We start from the raw sequence: 15986 nt of genomic DNA, 5'->3' as shown, positions 1-15986 counted from the left end.
GGTTCCCGGCGGCGGGCGGGTGGTCAGCCCTGGCCGAAGAGCCTGAACGTGATCGCCGGGCGGCCGCCGAACCTGGCGGACGACTCGCGGGCGAACCCCTCGATGAGCCCGCGCGCGTACGTCTCCGGGTCGTCGCCGGTGAGCGCCTCGATGTAGGCGCGGTGCTCCATCAGCGAGCGCACCCCCCGCTCCAGCCCGTCGGTCACGTCGACGGCGTGCGTGGGGGTCTCGCTGCCGGCCACCGCCACCCAGCGCACGCCCTGCCACGGCTCGCCCGCGTCAGGGAAGATCCACCGGTTGCCGGCGTCGGCGGCGGCGTCCATGACGGCCCGGCCCACCGCCTTGTGGTCCGGGGTGTTCCAGAAGGTGCCGCCCCACGTGTCGTCGAAGTTGAGCGTGATCAGCAGCTCGGGACGGTGCCGGCGGATCGCGGCCGCGATGTCGCGGCGCAGCGCCGTCCCGTACTCGATCACCCCGTCGGCGTGGTCGAGGAACTCCACCGCGCTCACGCCCACGACGGCGGCGCTGGCCCGCTCCTCCCGCTCGCGCACCGGCCCCGCCTCGGCGGGGGAGAGCGTGTCGATGCCCGCCTCGCCGCGGGTGGCCATGAGGTAGACGACCTCGCGGCCCGCCGCGGTCCAGGTCGCCACGGCGGCCGCGCAGCCGTACTCCAGGTCGTCGGGGTGGGCCACGACGGCGAGCGCTCGCTGCCAGTCGGTGGGCATGGGTTCGAGTTGATCGGCCATGCGCCCACCCTAGACGCCGGGCCCGTACGACGGCCCACGCGAAGCGAGCCGGGGGAGGGCGAGGGCGGGCGAGCGGTCACCCGGCCGGGCGTCACCGCCAAGAGCTGACCTGTGGTGGACTGGCCCGGTGAACCTGCCCGGTGTGCGCCCCGCCCTCGTGGTCCTCGCGGTGGTGGTGGTCCTGCTCGGCCTGCTCTGGGCGTTCCAGCGGCGGCTGATCTACCTGCCCGACACCGCTCCGGTGCCGCCGGCCGCCCAGGTGGTGCCCGGCGCGCGCGAGGTGACGCTGACCACCGCCGACGGGCTGCGGCTCGGCGCCTGGTACGTGCCCGGCGACCATCCCGTGAGCGTGCTGGTGGCCGGGGGCAACGCCGGTAACCGGCTCCACCGGGCGCCGCTGGCCCGCGCGCTCGCCGCCCGCGGGCTGCCGGTGCTGCTCATGGACTACCGGGGCTACGGCGGCAACCCCGGCAGCCCCACCGAGGAAGGGCTGCGGCTGGACGTGCGGGCGGCCCGCGACTTCCTCGGCGACGTGCCGGTGATCTACTTCGGGGAGAGCCTCGGCGCGGCCGTGGTGACCGGGCTCGCCGCGGAGCGCCCGCCGGGCGGGCTGGTGCTCCGCTCGCCGTTCACCGACCTGGCCGCCGCGGGTCAGGCCAACTACCCCTTCCTCCCCGTGCGGGCCCTGCTCCGCGACCGTTTCCCGGTCGCGGAGCGGGTGGCGGCCGTCCGGGTTCCTGTCGTGGTGGTGTACGGGACCGCCGACACGATCGTGCCGCCCGGCCAGAGCCGCGCGGTCGCCGAAGCCGCCGCCGGTCCCGCGACCGTGGTCGAGATCCCCGGGGCGGGCCACAACGACCCGGTGTTCCTGTCCGGACCCCAGGTGATCGGCGCCGTCACCGCTCTCGCGGACCGGCTCCGGTAGACCGGCCGGTGCAGGACGACGGCGGGGACGGGGGCCCTATGCTGCTACGTATGCACGATCAGGGAGGGGCGGGGGAGCCCGACAACTTCGAGCGGCTGTGGACCCCGCACCGCATGGCCTACATCAAGGGCGAGAACAAACCGGTCGGCACCGACCCGGAGGGGTGCCCGTTCGACGCCATCCCCGCGATGAGCGACGAGGACGGACTGATCGTCGCCAGGGGCGAGGTCGTGTACGCGGTGCTGAACCTCTACCCCTACAACTCCGGCCACCTGATGGTCGTGCCCTACCGCCACGTCTCCGGCTACGACGAGCTGACCGCCGCCGAGGTGGCCGAGCTGGGCGCGTTCACCCAGCGGGCGGTGCGGGCGCTGCGCGAGGCGAGCGGCGCCCAGGGCTTCAACGTCGGCATGAACCTCGGCCAGGTCGCGGGCGCGGGCATCGCCGCCCACCTCCACCAGCACGTGGTGCCCCGGTGGGGCGGCGACACCAACTTCATGCCGGTGGTGGCGCGCACGAAGGTCCTCCCGCAGCTGCTCCGCGACACCCGCCGGCTGCTGGCCGACGCCTGGCGCGGCTGAGCGGCGTCAGGCGGCTTCGACCTTCACCCGGGCCGCGCTGCTCTCGTTGTGGAGGCGGTCCAGCGCGGTCACCAGGTAGGTGCCGGCCGACTTCGCGGTGAACGCCGGGCCGGAGACCACGGCCACGAGGTTGCGGGCGTCGCTCGTGTGGCAGTCGCCGCCCGCCTTCGGCACCCGGTAGACGGCGTACGCGCGCGCGTCCCGTACCGGCGTCCACGACACCGCGGTGCCGGCCGCCTTGACGCCCGACGGCTTCGCCGGGGCGCTGCCGCCCCGCTCCTTCATCAGCGGCAGCAGCGCCGGCCGGGCGTAGTGGGCCTTGGCCACCCGGTCGATCGCGCCCAGCGGGTTGGTCAGCAGCTGCTTGGCGCTGAAGTACACGTCGCCGCGGATCGCCTCGTGCTTGCGGTTGAGCGTGAGGTGGGCCGGCAGCTCGCCCGGCTTCGTCCAGGCGGCCTCGTCCTTGGCGCCGACCCGGTAGAGAGCCTGGCCGATGTAGAGGTGGACGTCGCTGCCCTCGACCGCGTCGGCCCACCACGGCGCCAGCTTGCCGTAGGCGGCCAGCTTGTGCGAGCGCGACCAGTAGAGCTGGGGCATCACGTAGTCGACGGTGCCCTGCTCGATCCACGCCCTGGCGTCGGCGAAGATCGAGTCGTAGGCGGACATGCCGGAGGTCTCCGAGCCGGACGGGTCCTGCGCCTTGTTGCGCCAGATGCCGAACGGGCTGATGCCGAACTTGACGTGCCGCTTGGCGGCGTGGACGGCCTCGTCGACCTCGGCCACCAGCTTGTCGACGTTCTGCCGCCGCCAGTCGGCGAGGCTCTTGCCCTTGCCGTACTTCCGGAAGGCGGCGCGGTCGTCGAAGGCGCCGCCCGGCCCGGGATAGGGGTAGAAGTAGTCGTCGAAGTGGACGCCGTCGACGTCGTAGCGCTGGACCACGTCGGTGACGACCTCGACGACGTGCCGACGCACCTGCGGCAGGCCCGGGTTGTAGTAGAGGCGGTCGCCGTACTTGACGGTCCAGCCGGGGTTGCGGCGGGCGGGGTGGGTGGCCGGCAGCTTGGCGACGTTGGCGTCGTAGGAGGCGCGGTACGGGTTGAACCAGGCGTGGAACTCCAGGCCGCGCTTGTGCGCCTCCTCGATGAGGAACGGCAGCGGGTCCCAGCCCGGGTCCTTGCCCGGGGTGCCGGTGAGGAACTGCGACCACGGCTCGATCGACGACTTGTAGAGGGCGTCGGACGCCGGCCTGACCTGGACGAAGACCGCGTTGAAGTTGCGCTGGGCGGCGGCGTCGAGCAGCCTGGCGTACTCGGCGCGCTGCCGGTCGGGCGTCAGCCCCTTGCGCGAGGGCCAGTCGATGTTGTTGACCGTGGCGATCCACACCCCGCGCAGCTGGCGCTTGGGGTGACGCGGGTCGGGGGCGCACCGCGCGGTCACCGCCGCGCTCTCGGTCGTCGTCTTCTTGGCCGCGTCCGACTTGCGCTGCCCGGCCTCGGCGCCCGGCCCGAAGGTGTAGGCGGCGGCGACGGCGACGGCGGCGAGAGCGGTCGTGGCGAGGAGTGGGCGTCCGGTTCGCATAGTGCCAACAGTGTCGCATCGGCTCCGGTGTGCTTCGTACGGAAAAAAGAAATCGACTCGTGACACCGTTGTGACCCGAGAGCCGGGAGGGAATGACCTCCCGGCTCTCCGGACCTCAGCCGGACTCGGCGGCGACCTTGTCGGCCAGGTGCGTCGGCAGCGGCTCGTAGCGCAGGAAGGAGCGCTGGAAGGAGCCGGTGCCGTGGGACATGGACCGCAGGTCGATGGCGTACCGGGTGACCTCCAGCTGCGGCACCTCCGCCTTGACCAGGGTGCGGCCCCGGCCCACCGGCTCGGTGCCGAGCACCCGCCCGCGCCGCGACGACAGGTCGGACATCACCGCGCCGACGTGGTCGTCGGCGACCAGCACCGACAGCTCGTCCACCGGCTCCAGCAGCAGCGTCGGCACCTTCGAGGCGGCCTCCTTCAGCGCCAGCTGGCCGGCGATCTGGAACGCCATGTCGGAGGAGTCGACCGAGTGGGCCTTGCCGTCGTACAGCGTGACCTTGACGTCCACCACCGGGTAGCCGGCGCGCACGCCGCGTTCCATCTGCGCCCGCACGCCCTTCTCCACCGACGGGATGAACTGGCGCGGCACCACCCCGCCGACGATCTTGTCGACGAACTCGAACCCGCCGCCCGACGGCAGCGGCTCCACCTCCAGGTGGCAGATGGCGTACTGGCCGTGGCCGCCGGTCTGCTTGACGTTGCGGCCCATCGCCTGCGTCCGGCCGCCGAACGTCTCACGCAGCGGCACCCGCAGCTCGACCCGCTCCACCTCGACGCCGTGCCGCTTGGCCAGCCGGTCCAGCAGCACGTCGGTGTGCGCCTCGCCCATGCACCACAGCACGAGCTGGCGGGTCTCGGCGTTGTTCTCCAGGCGCAGCGTCGGGTCCTCGGCCACCAGGCGGCCCAGGGCCTGCCCCAGCTTGTCCTCGTCGGCCTTGGACTTGGCGCGGATCGCCACCGGCAGCAGCGGCTCCGGCATGGTCCAGGACGTCATCAGCAGCGGCCGGTCCACCTCTGAAAGGGTGTCGCCGGTCTCGGCCCGCGACAGCTTGGCCACCGCCACGATGTCGCCCGCCACGCCCTTGCCGATCTGACGCTGCTGCTTGCCGAGCGGGCAGCTCAGGGCGCCGATGCGCTCGTCGACGTCGTGGTCCTCGTGGCCGCGCTCGGCCAGGCCGTGACCGGAGACGTGCACGGTCATGTCGGGCCGCAGGGTGCCGGAGAAGACGCGGACCAGGCTGATGCGGCCCACGTACGGGTCGCTGGTGGTCTTGACGACCTCCGCCACCAGAGGGCCGTCAGGGTCGCAGGTGATGCCGGTCACCGGCTTGCCGTCGAGCGTGGTGATCTCCGGCATCGGGTGCTCGTGAGGCGCGGGGAAGCCCTGGGTGACGAGCTCAAGCAGCTCGGCCGCGCCCACGCCGAGCCCGGTGCAGAGCACCGGGTGGAAGTCGCCCTCGCAGACCGCCTTCTCCAGGTCCTGGATGAGGATCTTGATGTCGATGGGATCGCCCTCGAGGTAGCGCTCCATGAGCGACTCGTCCTCGCTCTCCTGGATGATGCCCTCGATCAGGACGCCGCGATACTCCTCGATGCGCGACTCGTACTCGGCGCCGGGCTCCTTCTCGGTACGGGTGCCGCCGGCGTAGTTGTAGAACTTCTGCGTCAGCAGCCCGATCAGGCCGTTCACGTTCCCGTTCGTGATCACCGGCAGGTAGAGGGGGGCGACGCCGTCGCCGAAGACGTTCTGGCAGGCGGCGAGGACCTCGTCGAAGTTCGCCCGCTGGTGGTCGAGCTTGGTGATGACCACGGCCCTGGGCATGCGGACCTGGGCGCACTCCTCCCACAGCATCTGGGTGAGCCCGTCGATCCCGTCGGTGGCCGACACCACGAACAGCGCCGCGTCGGCGGCGCGCAGCCCGGCGCGCAGGTCGCCGACGAAGTCGGCGTAGCCGGGGGTGTCCAGAAGGTTGATTTTGATGCCGTTGAAGGTCAGCGGCGCCGGGGTCAGGTTGACCGACCGCTGCTGGCGTACCTCCACCTCGTCGAAGTCGCTGACCGTGTTGCCGTCCTCGACCCGGCCGGCCCGCTGGATCGTGCCGGTGGCCGCCAGCAACTGCTCGACCAGGGTCGTCTTGCCCGCTCCCGAATGGCCGACCAGGACGACATTGCGAATCGCGTCGGCCTTGTCGGCCGCTGGTGCCCTGCCCGCGGCTCCCATGGCCCCGCTCGCGTGCTTGTCCGCCACTTCGCCTCCCGCGTCGTCGGTGTGCGTGCCAACGCCGCGCCCGCGCGAGGGTGAAAACCGCATGGACGCGGTGTGTTCACCAAATACCCATGTGGCGGATATCACAAGGGGGCCGCGGCAAAGAAAGTCACTGGTGCCGTCATGGCCTACGATCGACAGCGCGATGCTGAAACTCCTGCGCCCGGCCATGACCCGGCTCCTCACCCCGCTGGGCAGTGCCCTGGTCCGCCGCGGGATCGGCCCCGACGCCGTCACGGCGATCGGCACTCTCGGCACGGTGGCCGCCGCCCTGTTCTTCTTCCCGAGGGGCCTGCTCACCGCCGGCGCCCTGGTGATCACCGTTTTCGTGCTGTTCGACCTGCTCGACGGCGTGGTGGCGCGACTCGGCGGGGGAGGGGGCAGCACGTGGGGGGCGTTCCTCGACTCCACACTCGACCGGGTCGCCGACGCGGCGATCTTCTCGGGCCTGATCCTCTACTTCATTTCGCGCGGTGACGGCCTGCTGGCGGGGGTGACGCTGTTCGCCCTGGTGGCCGGGATGCTCGTGTCGTACGCCAAGGCGCGGGCCGAAGGGCTCGGGCTCACCTGCGACGTGGGGCTGGCCGAGCGGCCGGAACGGCTCGTGGTCGTGCTGGTCTCCGCCTGCTTCTCCGGCCTCGGGGTGCCCTACCTCCTGGCGGTCGGCATGTGGTTGCTCGCGGCGGCCGGAGCCGTCACCGTGGTTCAGCGCGTGGTCCATGTCTACCGGCAGACGAGGGAGCGATGAGCGGCAAGCCGTCATTCACCGATCGTGTGGTCGCCGCGGGGTTCGCGGCGGGCTGGACGCTGGTGCCCTACCTTCCCGAACGGCCGACGGCGGCGGCGTTCGGTTTCCTGGCCGACCGGGTGTGGCGCCGGGGCGGCCCCGCCGTGCGCCGCCTGGAGTCCAACCTGGCCAGGGTGACCGGCCTGCCCCCGGGCAGCCCGCAGCTGGGCGAGCTCACCAGGGCCGGCATGCGCTCCTACTTCCGCTACTTCCACGAGATCTTCCGCCTGCCGTCCATCGACCGCGCCGAGATCGTCCGGCGCACCCGCGTGACCGGCGCCGAGCACATCCACGGCAACGTCGCCGCGGGCCGCGGCGTGGTCCTGGCGCTGCCCCACATGGGCAACTGGGACGCCGCGGGGGCCTGGCTGGTCGGCGTCGGCCACCCGTTCACCACCGTGGCCGAGCGGCTGCGGCCCGAGTCGCTCTACCGCCGCTACGTGCGGTTCCGCGAGGGACTCGGCATGGAGGTGCTGCCGCTGACCGGCGGCGACGGCCACAACTTCGGCACCCTCGCCACGCGTGTGCGCAAGGGCGGCGTGGTGTGCCTGCCCGCCGAGCGCGACCTCACCAAGAGCGGCGTCGAGGTGCGGTTCTTCGGCGCGGCCACCAAGGTCCCCGCCGGCCCGCCGCTGCTGGCCGTGCAGACCGGCGCGGCGCTGCTGCCCGCCGTCGTCTACTTCGACGGCGCCGACTGGGGCATCCACATCCACGAGGAGATCCCGGTGCCCGGGGAGGGCTCCCGGCAGGAGAAGGTCGCGATCGTGGCGCAGCGCATGGCCGACGTGTTCGAGAAGGGCATCGCCGAGCACCCCGAGGACTGGCACATGCTGCAGCGCCTGTGGCTGGAAGATCCGAAGCGATGAGGGTCGGCATCGTCTGCCCCTACTCGTGGGACGTGCCCGGGGGCGTCAAGCAGCATGTCGACGACCTGGCCCAGGCGCTCATGACGCAGGGCCACGAGGTCTCCGTCATCGCTCCGGCCAGCGACGACGACGAGCTTCCCGCGTACGTGACGGGCGCCGGCCGGGCGGTGCCGGTGCCCTACAACGGGTCGGTGGCCCGGATGTCGTTCGGCTTCCTGTCGGCCGCCCGGGTGCGCCGCTGGGTGCGCAACGGCCACTTCGACGTGCTCCACATCCATGAGCCGCTGATCCCCAGCCTCGGCGTGCTGGCGTGCTGGGCGGCCAGGGGCCCGATCGTGGCCACGTTCCACGCCTCCTTCACCCGCTCGCGCGCGATCGCGATGGCCGAGCCGCTGCTGCAGAGCGCGCTGGAGAAGCTCAGCGGCCGCATCGCGGTCTCCGACGCGGCCCGCAAGAGCCTGGTCGAGCAGTTCGGCGGCGACACCGTGCTCATCCCCAACGGGGTGACCGTCAGCCGCTACACCCACGCCGAGCCGCTCGACGGCCGGGGTCCCGACGGCGCCACGATCGGCTTCCTGGGCCGCATGGACGAGGAGCGCAAGGGCCTGCCCATCCTGCTCGACGCCTTCAACCTGCTGGCGGCCGAGCGGCCGGAGGTCAAGCTGCTGATCGCCGGTCCCGGCGACGCCGGCGACGTCTACGACCGGGTGGGCAGGGAGTTCCGCGACCGGGTGACCGTGCTCGGCATGGTGAGCGAGGCCGACAAGATCCGCGCCTACCACTCGGTCGACGTCTTCTGCGCGCCCAACACCCGCGGCGAGAGCTTCGGCATCGTCCTGGCCGAGGCCATGGCCTCCGGCGCGACCGTGCTGGCCAGCGACATCCCGGCCTTCCGCAAGGTGCTCGGCGAGGGGCAGGCGGGCGCGCTGTTCGCCAACGGCGACCCCGCCTCGCTGGCGCGCGAGGCTGGCGCGCTGCTCGACGCGCCGGAGCGGCGGACGAAGCTCGCCGAGGAGGCCCGGGTGGCGGTCATGAAGTACGACTGGTCGACGGTGGCGCGGGACGTGGTGCGCGTCTACGAGACGGTGACCGTCGCCGGCGCGGGCGTGGAGGAAGACCTGTGACATCCACCATGATCGTGCTGATCGTGGCCATCGTCGTGGTGCTCGCGGCCGTCTACATCTCCTGGCGGGCGGGCCGCCTGGACCGGCTGCACATCCGGCTGGAGCTGGCCCGCGAGGCGCTGGAGGCGGCGCTGGTGCGCCGGCGCGCGGTGGTGCTGGAGCTGGCCGGCTCACGGCTGCTCGACCCGGCCACCTCGCTGGTGCTGGCCGCGGCCGCCCACGAGGCCCGGATGGCCGGTCCCGAGGAGCGCGAGCACGCCGAGAGCGACCTGTCGGGGGCGCTGCGCGCCGTGGTGGACCAGGAGCGGTTCAGGGAGAAGCTGGCCGAGTCGCCCGGCGGCCAGGATCTGCTGGAGGAGCTCGACGCCGCGGTGGCCAAGGTGGTCTACTCGCGCCGCTTCTACAACAACGCGGTCGCGGTCACGCGGACGGCGCAGCGGCGGTGGCTGGCGCGCACGCTGCGCCTGGCGGGTCACACGGAGTATCCGCGATTCTTCGAGATCGATGACAATCCGCCCGCGGCCATGGCAACTGAATGACCCCTTTTGTGGGAGACCGGTAAGCTTCCATCCGTTTCTGGGCCGAAGCGGAGGAGTATGCAGGTGCGGCTAACCCGGATGATCACCGTCTCGCTGGCGGGGATGGCTGTTCTGCTGCCTGTCACGGCCTGCTCGTCCGACGAGCCCGCGGCGGGGGGAGCCCCGCAGCCCACCGAGTCGGCGGCGCCGGCCGAGGAGCCGACGCCGGAGAACCTGCACCCCTTCACCGGCCGCCCCGCCGAGCGGCTCAGGCCGGTGCTCGCCGTCAAGATCGAGAACACCGCGGCGGGCAAGCCGCAGATGGGTCTCAAGAGCGCCGACATCGTGTACGTGACGCAGGTCGAGGCCGGCCTGACCCGGCTGATCGCGGTCTTCTCCTCGAAGATCCCGGCCAAGGTCGGTCCGGTCCGCAGCGCCCGCATCAGCGACCTGCACCTGGCCCCCATGTTCGGCAAGCCCGCGTTCGCCTACTCCGGCGCGCAGACCAAGATGCTGCCGTTCATCGCCGAGGCGTCGCTGTTCGACGTCTCCGACAGCCGGGTGCCCGGCGCCTACTACCGCGAGCCCGGCCGCTACGCCCCCTACAACCTGTTCGCCCACACCAGGAAGCTGCTGGCCGGCGCGCCCAAGGCGAGCAAGGCCGCCGACATCGGCTTCACCTTCGGCGACCCGCCGGCCGAGGGCGGCGTCGACCGCGCCTCCTACAGCGTCAGGTGGCCCGCCGCCCGCTTCACCTTCCGCTGGTCGGAGGCGAAGAAGCAGTGGCTGATCTGGCAGGACGGCAAGAAGGACATGGCCGCGGAGGGCGGCCAGCTCGGCGCCTCCACGGTCGTCATCCAGTACACCAAGACCGAGCGCTCCCAGTTCCACGACAAGAACCAGAGCTACACCCCGCTGGTCAACACCGTCGGCAAGGGCTCGGCGATCGTGCTGCGCGACGGCAAGGCGTACAGGGCGAGGTGGGAGCGGGAATCGGAAAAGGGTGGCACGACGTTCACCACACAGAGCGGCGAGCCGATGAACTTCGCGCCCGGTCAGGTGTGGGTGGCGCTCGCCAGCCGCAAGCCCGTGACGCCGTGACGTACAAAACTCCCCGCCATTCCTGACATGGTGGCATGCGGGGGGTTGTGCCTCAGGACCTACGATGGGTTTGAAAACTTACCGTTCCCCCCTAGCTCGTGAGGAAGACCGTTGTCCACCAGCACGCCCGAAACCCCGTCGACCACCGGCACCGTCACCGGCACCGCCCGCGTCAAGCGCGGCATGGCGGAGATGCTCAAGGGTGGCGTCATCATGGACGTCGTCACCCCCGAGCAGGCGAAGATAGCCGAGGACGCCGGCGCGGTCGCCGTCATGGCCCTGGAGCGCGTGCCCGCCGACATCCGCGCGCAGGGCGGCGTCTCCAGGATGAGCGACCCCGACATGATCGACGGCATCGTCAGCGCCGTCTCGATCCCGGTGATGGCCAAGGCCCGCATCGGCCACTTCGTCGAGGCCCAGGTGCTGCAGTCGCTCGGCGTCGACTACATCGACGAGTCCGAGGTGCTCACCCCGGCCGACTACGCCAACCACATCGACAAGTGGCGGTTCACGGTGCCGTTCGTGTGCGGCGCCACCAACCTCGGCGAGGCGCTGCGCCGCATCACCGAGGGCGCGGCGATGATCCGCTCCAAGGGCGAAGCGGGCACCGGCGACGTCTCCAACGCCGTCACCCACATGCGCACCATCCGCGCCGAGCTCAAGCGCCTGTCCTCGCTGCCCGAGGACGAGCTGTACGTGGCCGCCAAGGAGCTGCAGGCCCCGTACGAGCTGGTCGCCGAGGTGGCGCGGGCCGGCAAGCTGCCGGTCGTGCTGTTCACCGCCGGCGGCATCGCCACCCCGGCCGACGCCGCGATGATGATGCAGCTCGGCGCCGAGGGCGTGTTCGTCGGCTCCGGCATCTTCAAGTCGGGCGACCCGGCCAAGCGCGCCGCCGCCATCGTCAAGGCCACCACCTTCCACGACGACCCCGACGTCATCGCCAAGGTCTCGCGCGGCCTGGGCGAGGCCATGGTCGGCATCAACGTCGACGAGATCCCGCAGCCGCACCGCCTGGCCGAACGCGGCTGGTGACCGGCGCGTCGCGCCGCGCTTCCCGGCCCGCCGGATGAGACGATCTCGTCCGGCGGGGGCCCGGGGGTGAGGTGCGCTTTACTCCAGTGATGGCGGCATCCGTGAAGGATGTCGCCATTTTGGTGTTTACTGGCATTCACTTCCGAGTCACGATCGCGAGTCAGGATACGTGCGTCCCCGGCCATGATCGTCCTCAGGAGCGTCCCATGCCCGAGCTCAACCGCCGGCACTTCCTCGTCACCGGCCTGGCGGCCGCCGTCACCGTCGCCCAGCCCTTCGCTCTGCCCGCCGCCCGCGCCGACCCTGGACCCGCGCCCGGCCCCGCCTCCCGCGGGCCGCGCACCGACCCCTTCACCCTCGGCGTCGCCTGCGGCGACCCCGACGCCGACGGCTTCGTGCTGTGGACCAGGCTCGCCCCGATCCCGCTGGCCGAGGACGGCTTCGGCGGCATGCCGCCACGCCCGTTCGACGTCCGCTGGCAGGTGTACGCCGACGAGCGCTGCCGCCGCCTGGTCCGCACGGGCGTCGCCGTCGCCGCCCCCGAGTGGGGCCACAGCGTGCACGTCGAGCTGACCGGCCTGGACGCCGGGCGCGACTACTGGTACCGCTTCCGCCTCGGCCCGTACGTCTCGCCGGTCGGGCGCGCCCGCACCGCCCCCCGCCGCGACTCCTTCGGCGGCCCGCTGGCCATGGCCTTCGTCTCCTGCAGCCAGTACGAGCACGGCTACTTCTCCGCCTACCGCGGGGTCGCCGACGAGCACCCCGACCTGGTCCTGCACCTGGGCGACTACCAGTACGAGTACGCCGGGAGCACCTACACGGCCCCCGGCGGCAACGTCCGCGACCACGAGGGCCCGGAGACCGTGACCCTGGCCGGCTACCGGCAGCGGCACGCCCAGTACAAGACCGACCCAGACCTGCGGGCCGCGCACGAGGCGGCGCCCTGGCTGGTCGTCTGGGACGACCACGAGGTGGACAACAACTGGGCCGGCCTGGTCCCCGAACGCCCCGACCGGCCGCAACCCGACTTCCCGGCCCGGCGCGAGGCCGCCTTCCGCGCCTACTACGAGAACATGCCGCTGCGCCGCGCCGCCATCCCGCGCGGCGTCGACATGCAGCTCTACCGGCGGGTGCGCTGGGGCGAAATGGCCACCTTCCACATGCTCGACACCCGCCAGTACCGCGACGACCAGGGCTGCGGCGACGGCTACCGCGACTGCCCCGAGTCCGCCGACCCGGCCCGGTCCATCACCGGGGCCCCGCAGGAGGCGTGGCTGCTCGACGGCTTCCGCCGCTCGCGCGCCCGGTGGGACATCCTCGGCCAGCAGGTCTTCTTCGCCCAGCGCGACAACGACGAGGGCCCGGCCAAGGTCACCAGCCAGGACGCCTGGGACGGCTACGTCGCCTCCCGGCGGCGCATCACCCAGGGCTGGATCGACGCCGGGGTGCGCAACCCGGTCGTGCTCACCGGCGACGTGCACGCCCACTGGGCCGCCGACCTCAAGCTCGACTACGACGACCCGACCGGGCCCACGGTCGGCTCCGAGCTGGTGACGACCTCCATCACCAGCGGCGGTGACGGGGCCGACTCCGAGCCGGCCGCGCACCCGTTCCTGCGGATCAACCCGCACCTGCGGTTCTACAACAACCAGCGCGGCTACGTGATCACCCGCGTCGACCGCGAGCGGCTCACCGCCGACTTCAAGGTGGTCCCGACCGTGCGCGAGCCCGGCGTGGCGGCGTACACCAGGGCCACCTTCGTGGTCGAGGACCGGGTGCCCGGCGTCCAGCAGGCCTACCTGCGGCCGCTCGACCCGACGGCCCGCGCCGGCGGCCGGACGACGGTCGAGGACACCGTCCGCTGGGAGACCGAGCGCCCGTAGCGCCGGCCGGAGACCGCCGGGAGCGGGGCGGGGGTTCCGCTTCCGGCGGCCCGGGAAGTCGAGAAGATCCTCCGGGAACGCGCCCTTTCTGATTGGATGCGTCCGTGACCGTACGGGCGATCCTCGTCGTGCCGCCGGCCGCCGCGGCCATCACCCTTGCGCTCACCCCGGCGGTCGTTCCCCCGGCCGTTCGGGCCGTCCCCCCGGCGGGTGCCCCGGTTGCCGTCCCGGACGGAGCCGGGCCCGCGCGTGCCCGGCTGGCGGTGCTCACCTGGAACGTCTGCGCGGGCACCAACCCCCGGTGCGCCCTCTACCGGGCCGGAGCGCTCGAACTGGCCTGGAACATCTCCGGCCACGCGATCGGCGGCCCCGTCACGTCTGACGTGCTCTTCCTCCAGGAGTTCTGCTCCGGCGCCACCGCCACCCTCGAACGCACCCTGGAGCTGCGCACCGGCCGGCCCTGGACCGTCGGCTCCTGGAGCCTCCAGGACTCCGGCGGCGCACCGTACCCGTGTCACCCCGACCGCCTCGGCCGCCCGCGCGGCACGCAGAGCATCGCCGTCGCCGTCGCCCGCCACGACGCGGACTTCAGCGTCCACCCGTTGCCCGCCCCGCCCTGGTACGTCCGCCGCGCCGTCCTGTGCGCCACCATCGGCGCGATCCGTGTACGCGCCTGCAACACCCACCTGTCGTCCGGCGCCCGCTACGACGACCGGCAGCCGGGCGCCCTCTACCGCACCAGGCAGATGAGGCGGCTGCTCGACATCGCGGCCGAAGACGGGCACCGGGCCGTCTTCGGCGGCGACCTGAACGCCGCGCCGCCCGACAGCCGCACCGGCAGCGCCGCGGGCCGTCGGGCGATCGCCCCCGCCTATCGCCACCACCGTGAATGCGACCAGCGGGGCGAGGCCAGGACCGGGCGGTGGACGCACGACGGCGCAGCCGGGCGCAAGAAACTCGACTACGTGTTCGCGCCGCCAGGCAGCGTCCGGCGCTGCCACGTCGACCAGGCCGTCACGCTCTCCGACCACCGGCCGCTGCACGCCGAGCTGGCCCTGTAGGAAGATGTCAGGCACGCGCGGTGTTCCACCCGAAGACACCCGACATCTGATGGAAGGAGGACCGTGCCCGACATCGGGGTACTCGCTCTGCAAGGCGACGTGCGCGAGCATGTGCGCATGCTCCAGGAGGCGGGCGCCGCATCCCGCCCCGTACGCCGGCCGGCCGAGCTCGACACCGTCGACGCGCTGGTCGTCCCCGGCGGCGAGTCGACCACCATGTGGAAGCTCGCCGACACCTTCGAACTGCTCGAACCGCTGCGGATGCGGATCAAGGAAGGCATGCCCGCCTACGGCTCCTGCGCCGGCATGATCATGCTCGCCGACCGCATCGAGGACGGCGTCGCCGGCCAGCAGACGTTCGGCGGCATCGACATGGTGGTCAGGCGCAACGCCTTCGGCCGCCAGGTGGACTCCTTCGAGGCCGACCTCGACTTCGCCGGCGCCCCCGTGCACGCCGTCTTCATCCGCGCGCCCTGGGTCGAGTCGATCGGGCCGGGAGTCGACGTGCTGGGGAGGGCCGAGCCGGGAGATAGGATCGTCGCGGTCCGACAGGGGCCGCTGCTCGCGACGTCCTTCCACCCCGAGCTGACGGGAGACACGCGCGTGCACCGATACTTCGTAGACATGGTGAGGGAGCTCTAGGCGATGTCCGGCCACTCCAAATGGGCGACGACGAAGCACAAGAAGGCCGCACTCGACGCCAAGCGCGGCAAGCTGTTCGCGAAGCTCATCAAGAACATCGAGGTGGCGGCCAGGACGGGCGGGCCTGACCCGGATGCCAACCCCACACTCTTCGACGCGATCTTCAAGGCGAAGAAGAACTCGGTCCCCAACGACAACATCGAGCGGGCCCGCAAGCGCGGCGGCGGCCTGGAGGCCGGTGGCGCCGACTACCAGACCATCATGTACGAGGGCTACGCCCCCGGCGGCGTCGCCGTGCTCATCGAATGCCTCACCGACAACCGCAACCGCGCCGCCTCCGAGGTCCGGGTCGCGCTGACCCGCAACGGCGGCTCGCTGGCCGACCCCGGCTCGGTGTCCTACATGTTCAACCGCAAGGGCGTCGTGATCGTGCCGAAGAACGGGCTCGACGAGGACACCGTGCTCATGGCCGTCCTGGAGGCGGGCGCCGAGGAGGTCAACGACCTGGGCGAGTCCTTCGAGGTGGTGTGCGAGGCGGGCGACCTGGTGCCGGTGCGCAAGGCCCTGCAGGACGCCGGCATCGACTACGACTCGGCCGAGTCCAGCTTCCTGCCGACGATGAGCGTGCCTCTCGACGAGGAGGCCGCCAAGAAGGTGTTCCGGCTCGTCGACGCCCTCGAGGACAGCGACGACGTGCAGAACGTCTACGCCAACTTCGACGTCTCCGACGAGGTCATGGAGAAGCTCGACGCCTGACCGGGGAGCGTCCGGTCTCCTCTGTCCGGCGCTCAGCGCGCCGCTGTGAGGAGCACGCCCCCTGGGCCTGCTCCGACGACCACGGCGGCCCGGCACGCCGTCAGCGGCATC

At 72.1% G+C, this 15986-nt stretch carries 15 protein-coding genes; 12 read left to right on the top strand and 3 right to left on the bottom strand.

Annotated features, from left to right (window positions below; all coding sequences use genetic code 11):
- Positions 1-23 precede the first annotated feature (23 nt).
- Positions 24-746 (bottom strand): PIG-L deacetylase family protein, encoded by a 723-nt coding sequence (locus ACQEUU_RS24320; protein WP_433069721.1) that lies wholly within the window; start codon positions 744-746, stop codon positions 24-26.
- 127 nt (positions 747-873) lie between these two features.
- On the opposite strand from ACQEUU_RS24320, the gene ACQEUU_RS24315 reads away from it, so the two are divergent.
- Positions 874-1671, top strand: coding sequence for an alpha/beta hydrolase (locus tag ACQEUU_RS24315; RefSeq protein WP_433069719.1), 798 nt, complete (start codon positions 874-876; stop codon positions 1669-1671).
- 50 nt (positions 1672-1721) lie between these two features.
- The gene (locus tag ACQEUU_RS24310) at positions 1722-2252 is read left to right on the top strand and encodes an HIT family protein (RefSeq protein ID WP_433069716.1); all 531 of its coding nucleotides are present in this window, start codon (positions 1722-1724) and stop codon (positions 2250-2252) included.
- 6 nt (positions 2253-2258) lie between these two features.
- Here the strand turns inward: ACQEUU_RS24310 and ACQEUU_RS24305 are convergent, their stop codons facing one another.
- The gene (locus ACQEUU_RS24305; RefSeq protein ID WP_433069713.1) at positions 2259-3830 is read right to left on the bottom strand and encodes a family 10 glycosylhydrolase; all 1572 of its coding nucleotides are present in this window, start codon (positions 3828-3830) and stop codon (positions 2259-2261) included.
- A gap of 115 nt (positions 3831-3945) precedes the next feature.
- Positions 3946-6087 carry an elongation factor G-like protein EF-G2 gene (locus ACQEUU_RS24300; RefSeq protein WP_433069710.1) on the bottom strand — a complete coding sequence of 714 codons (2142 nt, stop codon included), beginning with the start codon at positions 6085-6087 and terminating at the stop codon, positions 3946-3948.
- A gap of 163 nt (positions 6088-6250) precedes the next feature.
- Between ACQEUU_RS24300 and pgsA the strand changes: the two genes are divergently transcribed.
- From pgsA to ACQEUU_RS24250, 10 genes are all read left to right on the top strand, one after another.
- Positions 6251-6853, top strand: coding sequence for a phosphatidylinositol phosphate synthase (gene pgsA / locus ACQEUU_RS24295; RefSeq protein ID WP_433069707.1), 603 nt, complete (start codon positions 6251-6253; stop codon positions 6851-6853).
- Positions 6850-7758: a phosphatidylinositol mannoside acyltransferase gene (locus ACQEUU_RS24290; protein WP_433069704.1), complete on the top strand. Its 909-nt coding sequence runs from the start codon at positions 6850-6852 to the stop codon at positions 7756-7758. The genes pgsA and ACQEUU_RS24290 overlap by 4 nt, the downstream gene beginning before the upstream one ends.
- On the top strand, positions 7755-8882 hold the full coding sequence (locus ACQEUU_RS24285; protein WP_433069701.1) for a glycosyltransferase family 4 protein: 1128 nt from the start codon (positions 7755-7757) through the stop codon (positions 8880-8882). Before ACQEUU_RS24290 ends, ACQEUU_RS24285 begins: the two co-directional genes overlap by 4 nt.
- Before the next feature lie 8 nt (positions 8883-8890).
- Complete coding sequence (locus tag ACQEUU_RS24280; protein ID WP_433071970.1) at positions 8891-9421, top strand: hypothetical protein; 531 nt, start codon at positions 8891-8893, stop codon at positions 9419-9421.
- A gap of 63 nt (positions 9422-9484) precedes the next feature.
- A complete protein-coding gene (locus ACQEUU_RS24275) occupies positions 9485-10501 on the top strand; it encodes a DUF3048 domain-containing protein (RefSeq protein ID WP_433069699.1) in 1017 nt (338 codons plus the stop codon).
- A 111-nt stretch (positions 10502-10612) separates the two neighbouring features.
- Positions 10613-11533 carry a pyridoxal 5'-phosphate synthase lyase subunit PdxS gene (pdxS, locus tag ACQEUU_RS24270; RefSeq protein WP_433069696.1) on the top strand — a complete coding sequence of 307 codons (921 nt, stop codon included), beginning with the start codon at positions 10613-10615 and terminating at the stop codon, positions 11531-11533.
- Positions 11534-11739: 206 nt separating this feature from the next.
- The gene (locus ACQEUU_RS24265) at positions 11740-13416 is read left to right on the top strand and encodes an alkaline phosphatase D family protein (RefSeq protein WP_433069693.1); all 1677 of its coding nucleotides are present in this window, start codon (positions 11740-11742) and stop codon (positions 13414-13416) included.
- 104 nt (positions 13417-13520) lie between these two features.
- Complete coding sequence (locus tag ACQEUU_RS24260) at positions 13521-14477, top strand: endonuclease/exonuclease/phosphatase family protein (protein ID WP_433069690.1); 957 nt, start codon at positions 13521-13523, stop codon at positions 14475-14477.
- A 63-nt stretch (positions 14478-14540) separates the two neighbouring features.
- A complete protein-coding gene (gene pdxT / locus ACQEUU_RS24255) occupies positions 14541-15119 on the top strand; it encodes a pyridoxal 5'-phosphate synthase glutaminase subunit PdxT (protein WP_433069687.1) in 579 nt (192 codons plus the stop codon).
- Positions 15120-15122: 3 nt separating this feature from the next.
- A complete protein-coding gene (locus ACQEUU_RS24250) occupies positions 15123-15875 on the top strand; it encodes a YebC/PmpR family DNA-binding transcriptional regulator (RefSeq protein WP_433069684.1) in 753 nt (250 codons plus the stop codon).
- Positions 15876-15986: the final 111 nt, after the last annotated feature.

It is taken from the genome of Nonomuraea sp. CA-218870 (assembly GCF_050936535.1).
GTDB classification, from domain to species: Bacteria; Actinomycetota; Actinomycetes; order Streptosporangiales; family Streptosporangiaceae; genus Nonomuraea; species Nonomuraea corallina.
This window is presented reverse-complemented; position numbering and strand designations above follow the sequence as displayed.

What these genes read in the sequence shown, in the direction of transcription:
- ACQEUU_RS24320 (WP_433069721.1), bottom strand. Translation starts at nt 746, where the DNA reads ATGGCCGATCAACTCGAACCCATGCCCACCGACTGGCAGCGAGCGCTC.
- ACQEUU_RS24310 (WP_433069716.1), top strand. Translation starts at nt 1,722, where the DNA reads ATGCACGATCAGGGAGGGGCGGGGGAGCCCGACAACTTCGAGCGGCTG.
- ACQEUU_RS24305 (WP_433069713.1), bottom strand. Translation starts at nt 3,830, where the DNA reads ATGCGAACCGGACGCCCACTCCTCGCCACGACCGCTCTCGCCGCCGTC.
- pgsA (WP_433069707.1), top strand. Translation starts at nt 6,251, where the DNA reads ATGCTGAAACTCCTGCGCCCGGCCATGACCCGGCTCCTCACCCCGCTG.
- ACQEUU_RS24290 (WP_433069704.1), top strand. Translation starts at nt 6,850, where the DNA reads ATGAGCGGCAAGCCGTCATTCACCGATCGTGTGGTCGCCGCGGGGTTC.
- ACQEUU_RS24285 (WP_433069701.1), top strand. Translation starts at nt 7,755, where the DNA reads ATGAGGGTCGGCATCGTCTGCCCCTACTCGTGGGACGTGCCCGGGGGC.
- ACQEUU_RS24280 (WP_433071970.1), top strand. Translation starts at nt 8,891, where the DNA reads ATGATCGTGCTGATCGTGGCCATCGTCGTGGTGCTCGCGGCCGTCTAC.
- ACQEUU_RS24265 (WP_433069693.1), top strand. Translation starts at nt 11,740, where the DNA reads ATGCCCGAGCTCAACCGCCGGCACTTCCTCGTCACCGGCCTGGCGGCC.
- ACQEUU_RS24250 (WP_433069684.1), top strand. Translation starts at nt 15,123, where the DNA reads ATGTCCGGCCACTCCAAATGGGCGACGACGAAGCACAAGAAGGCCGCA.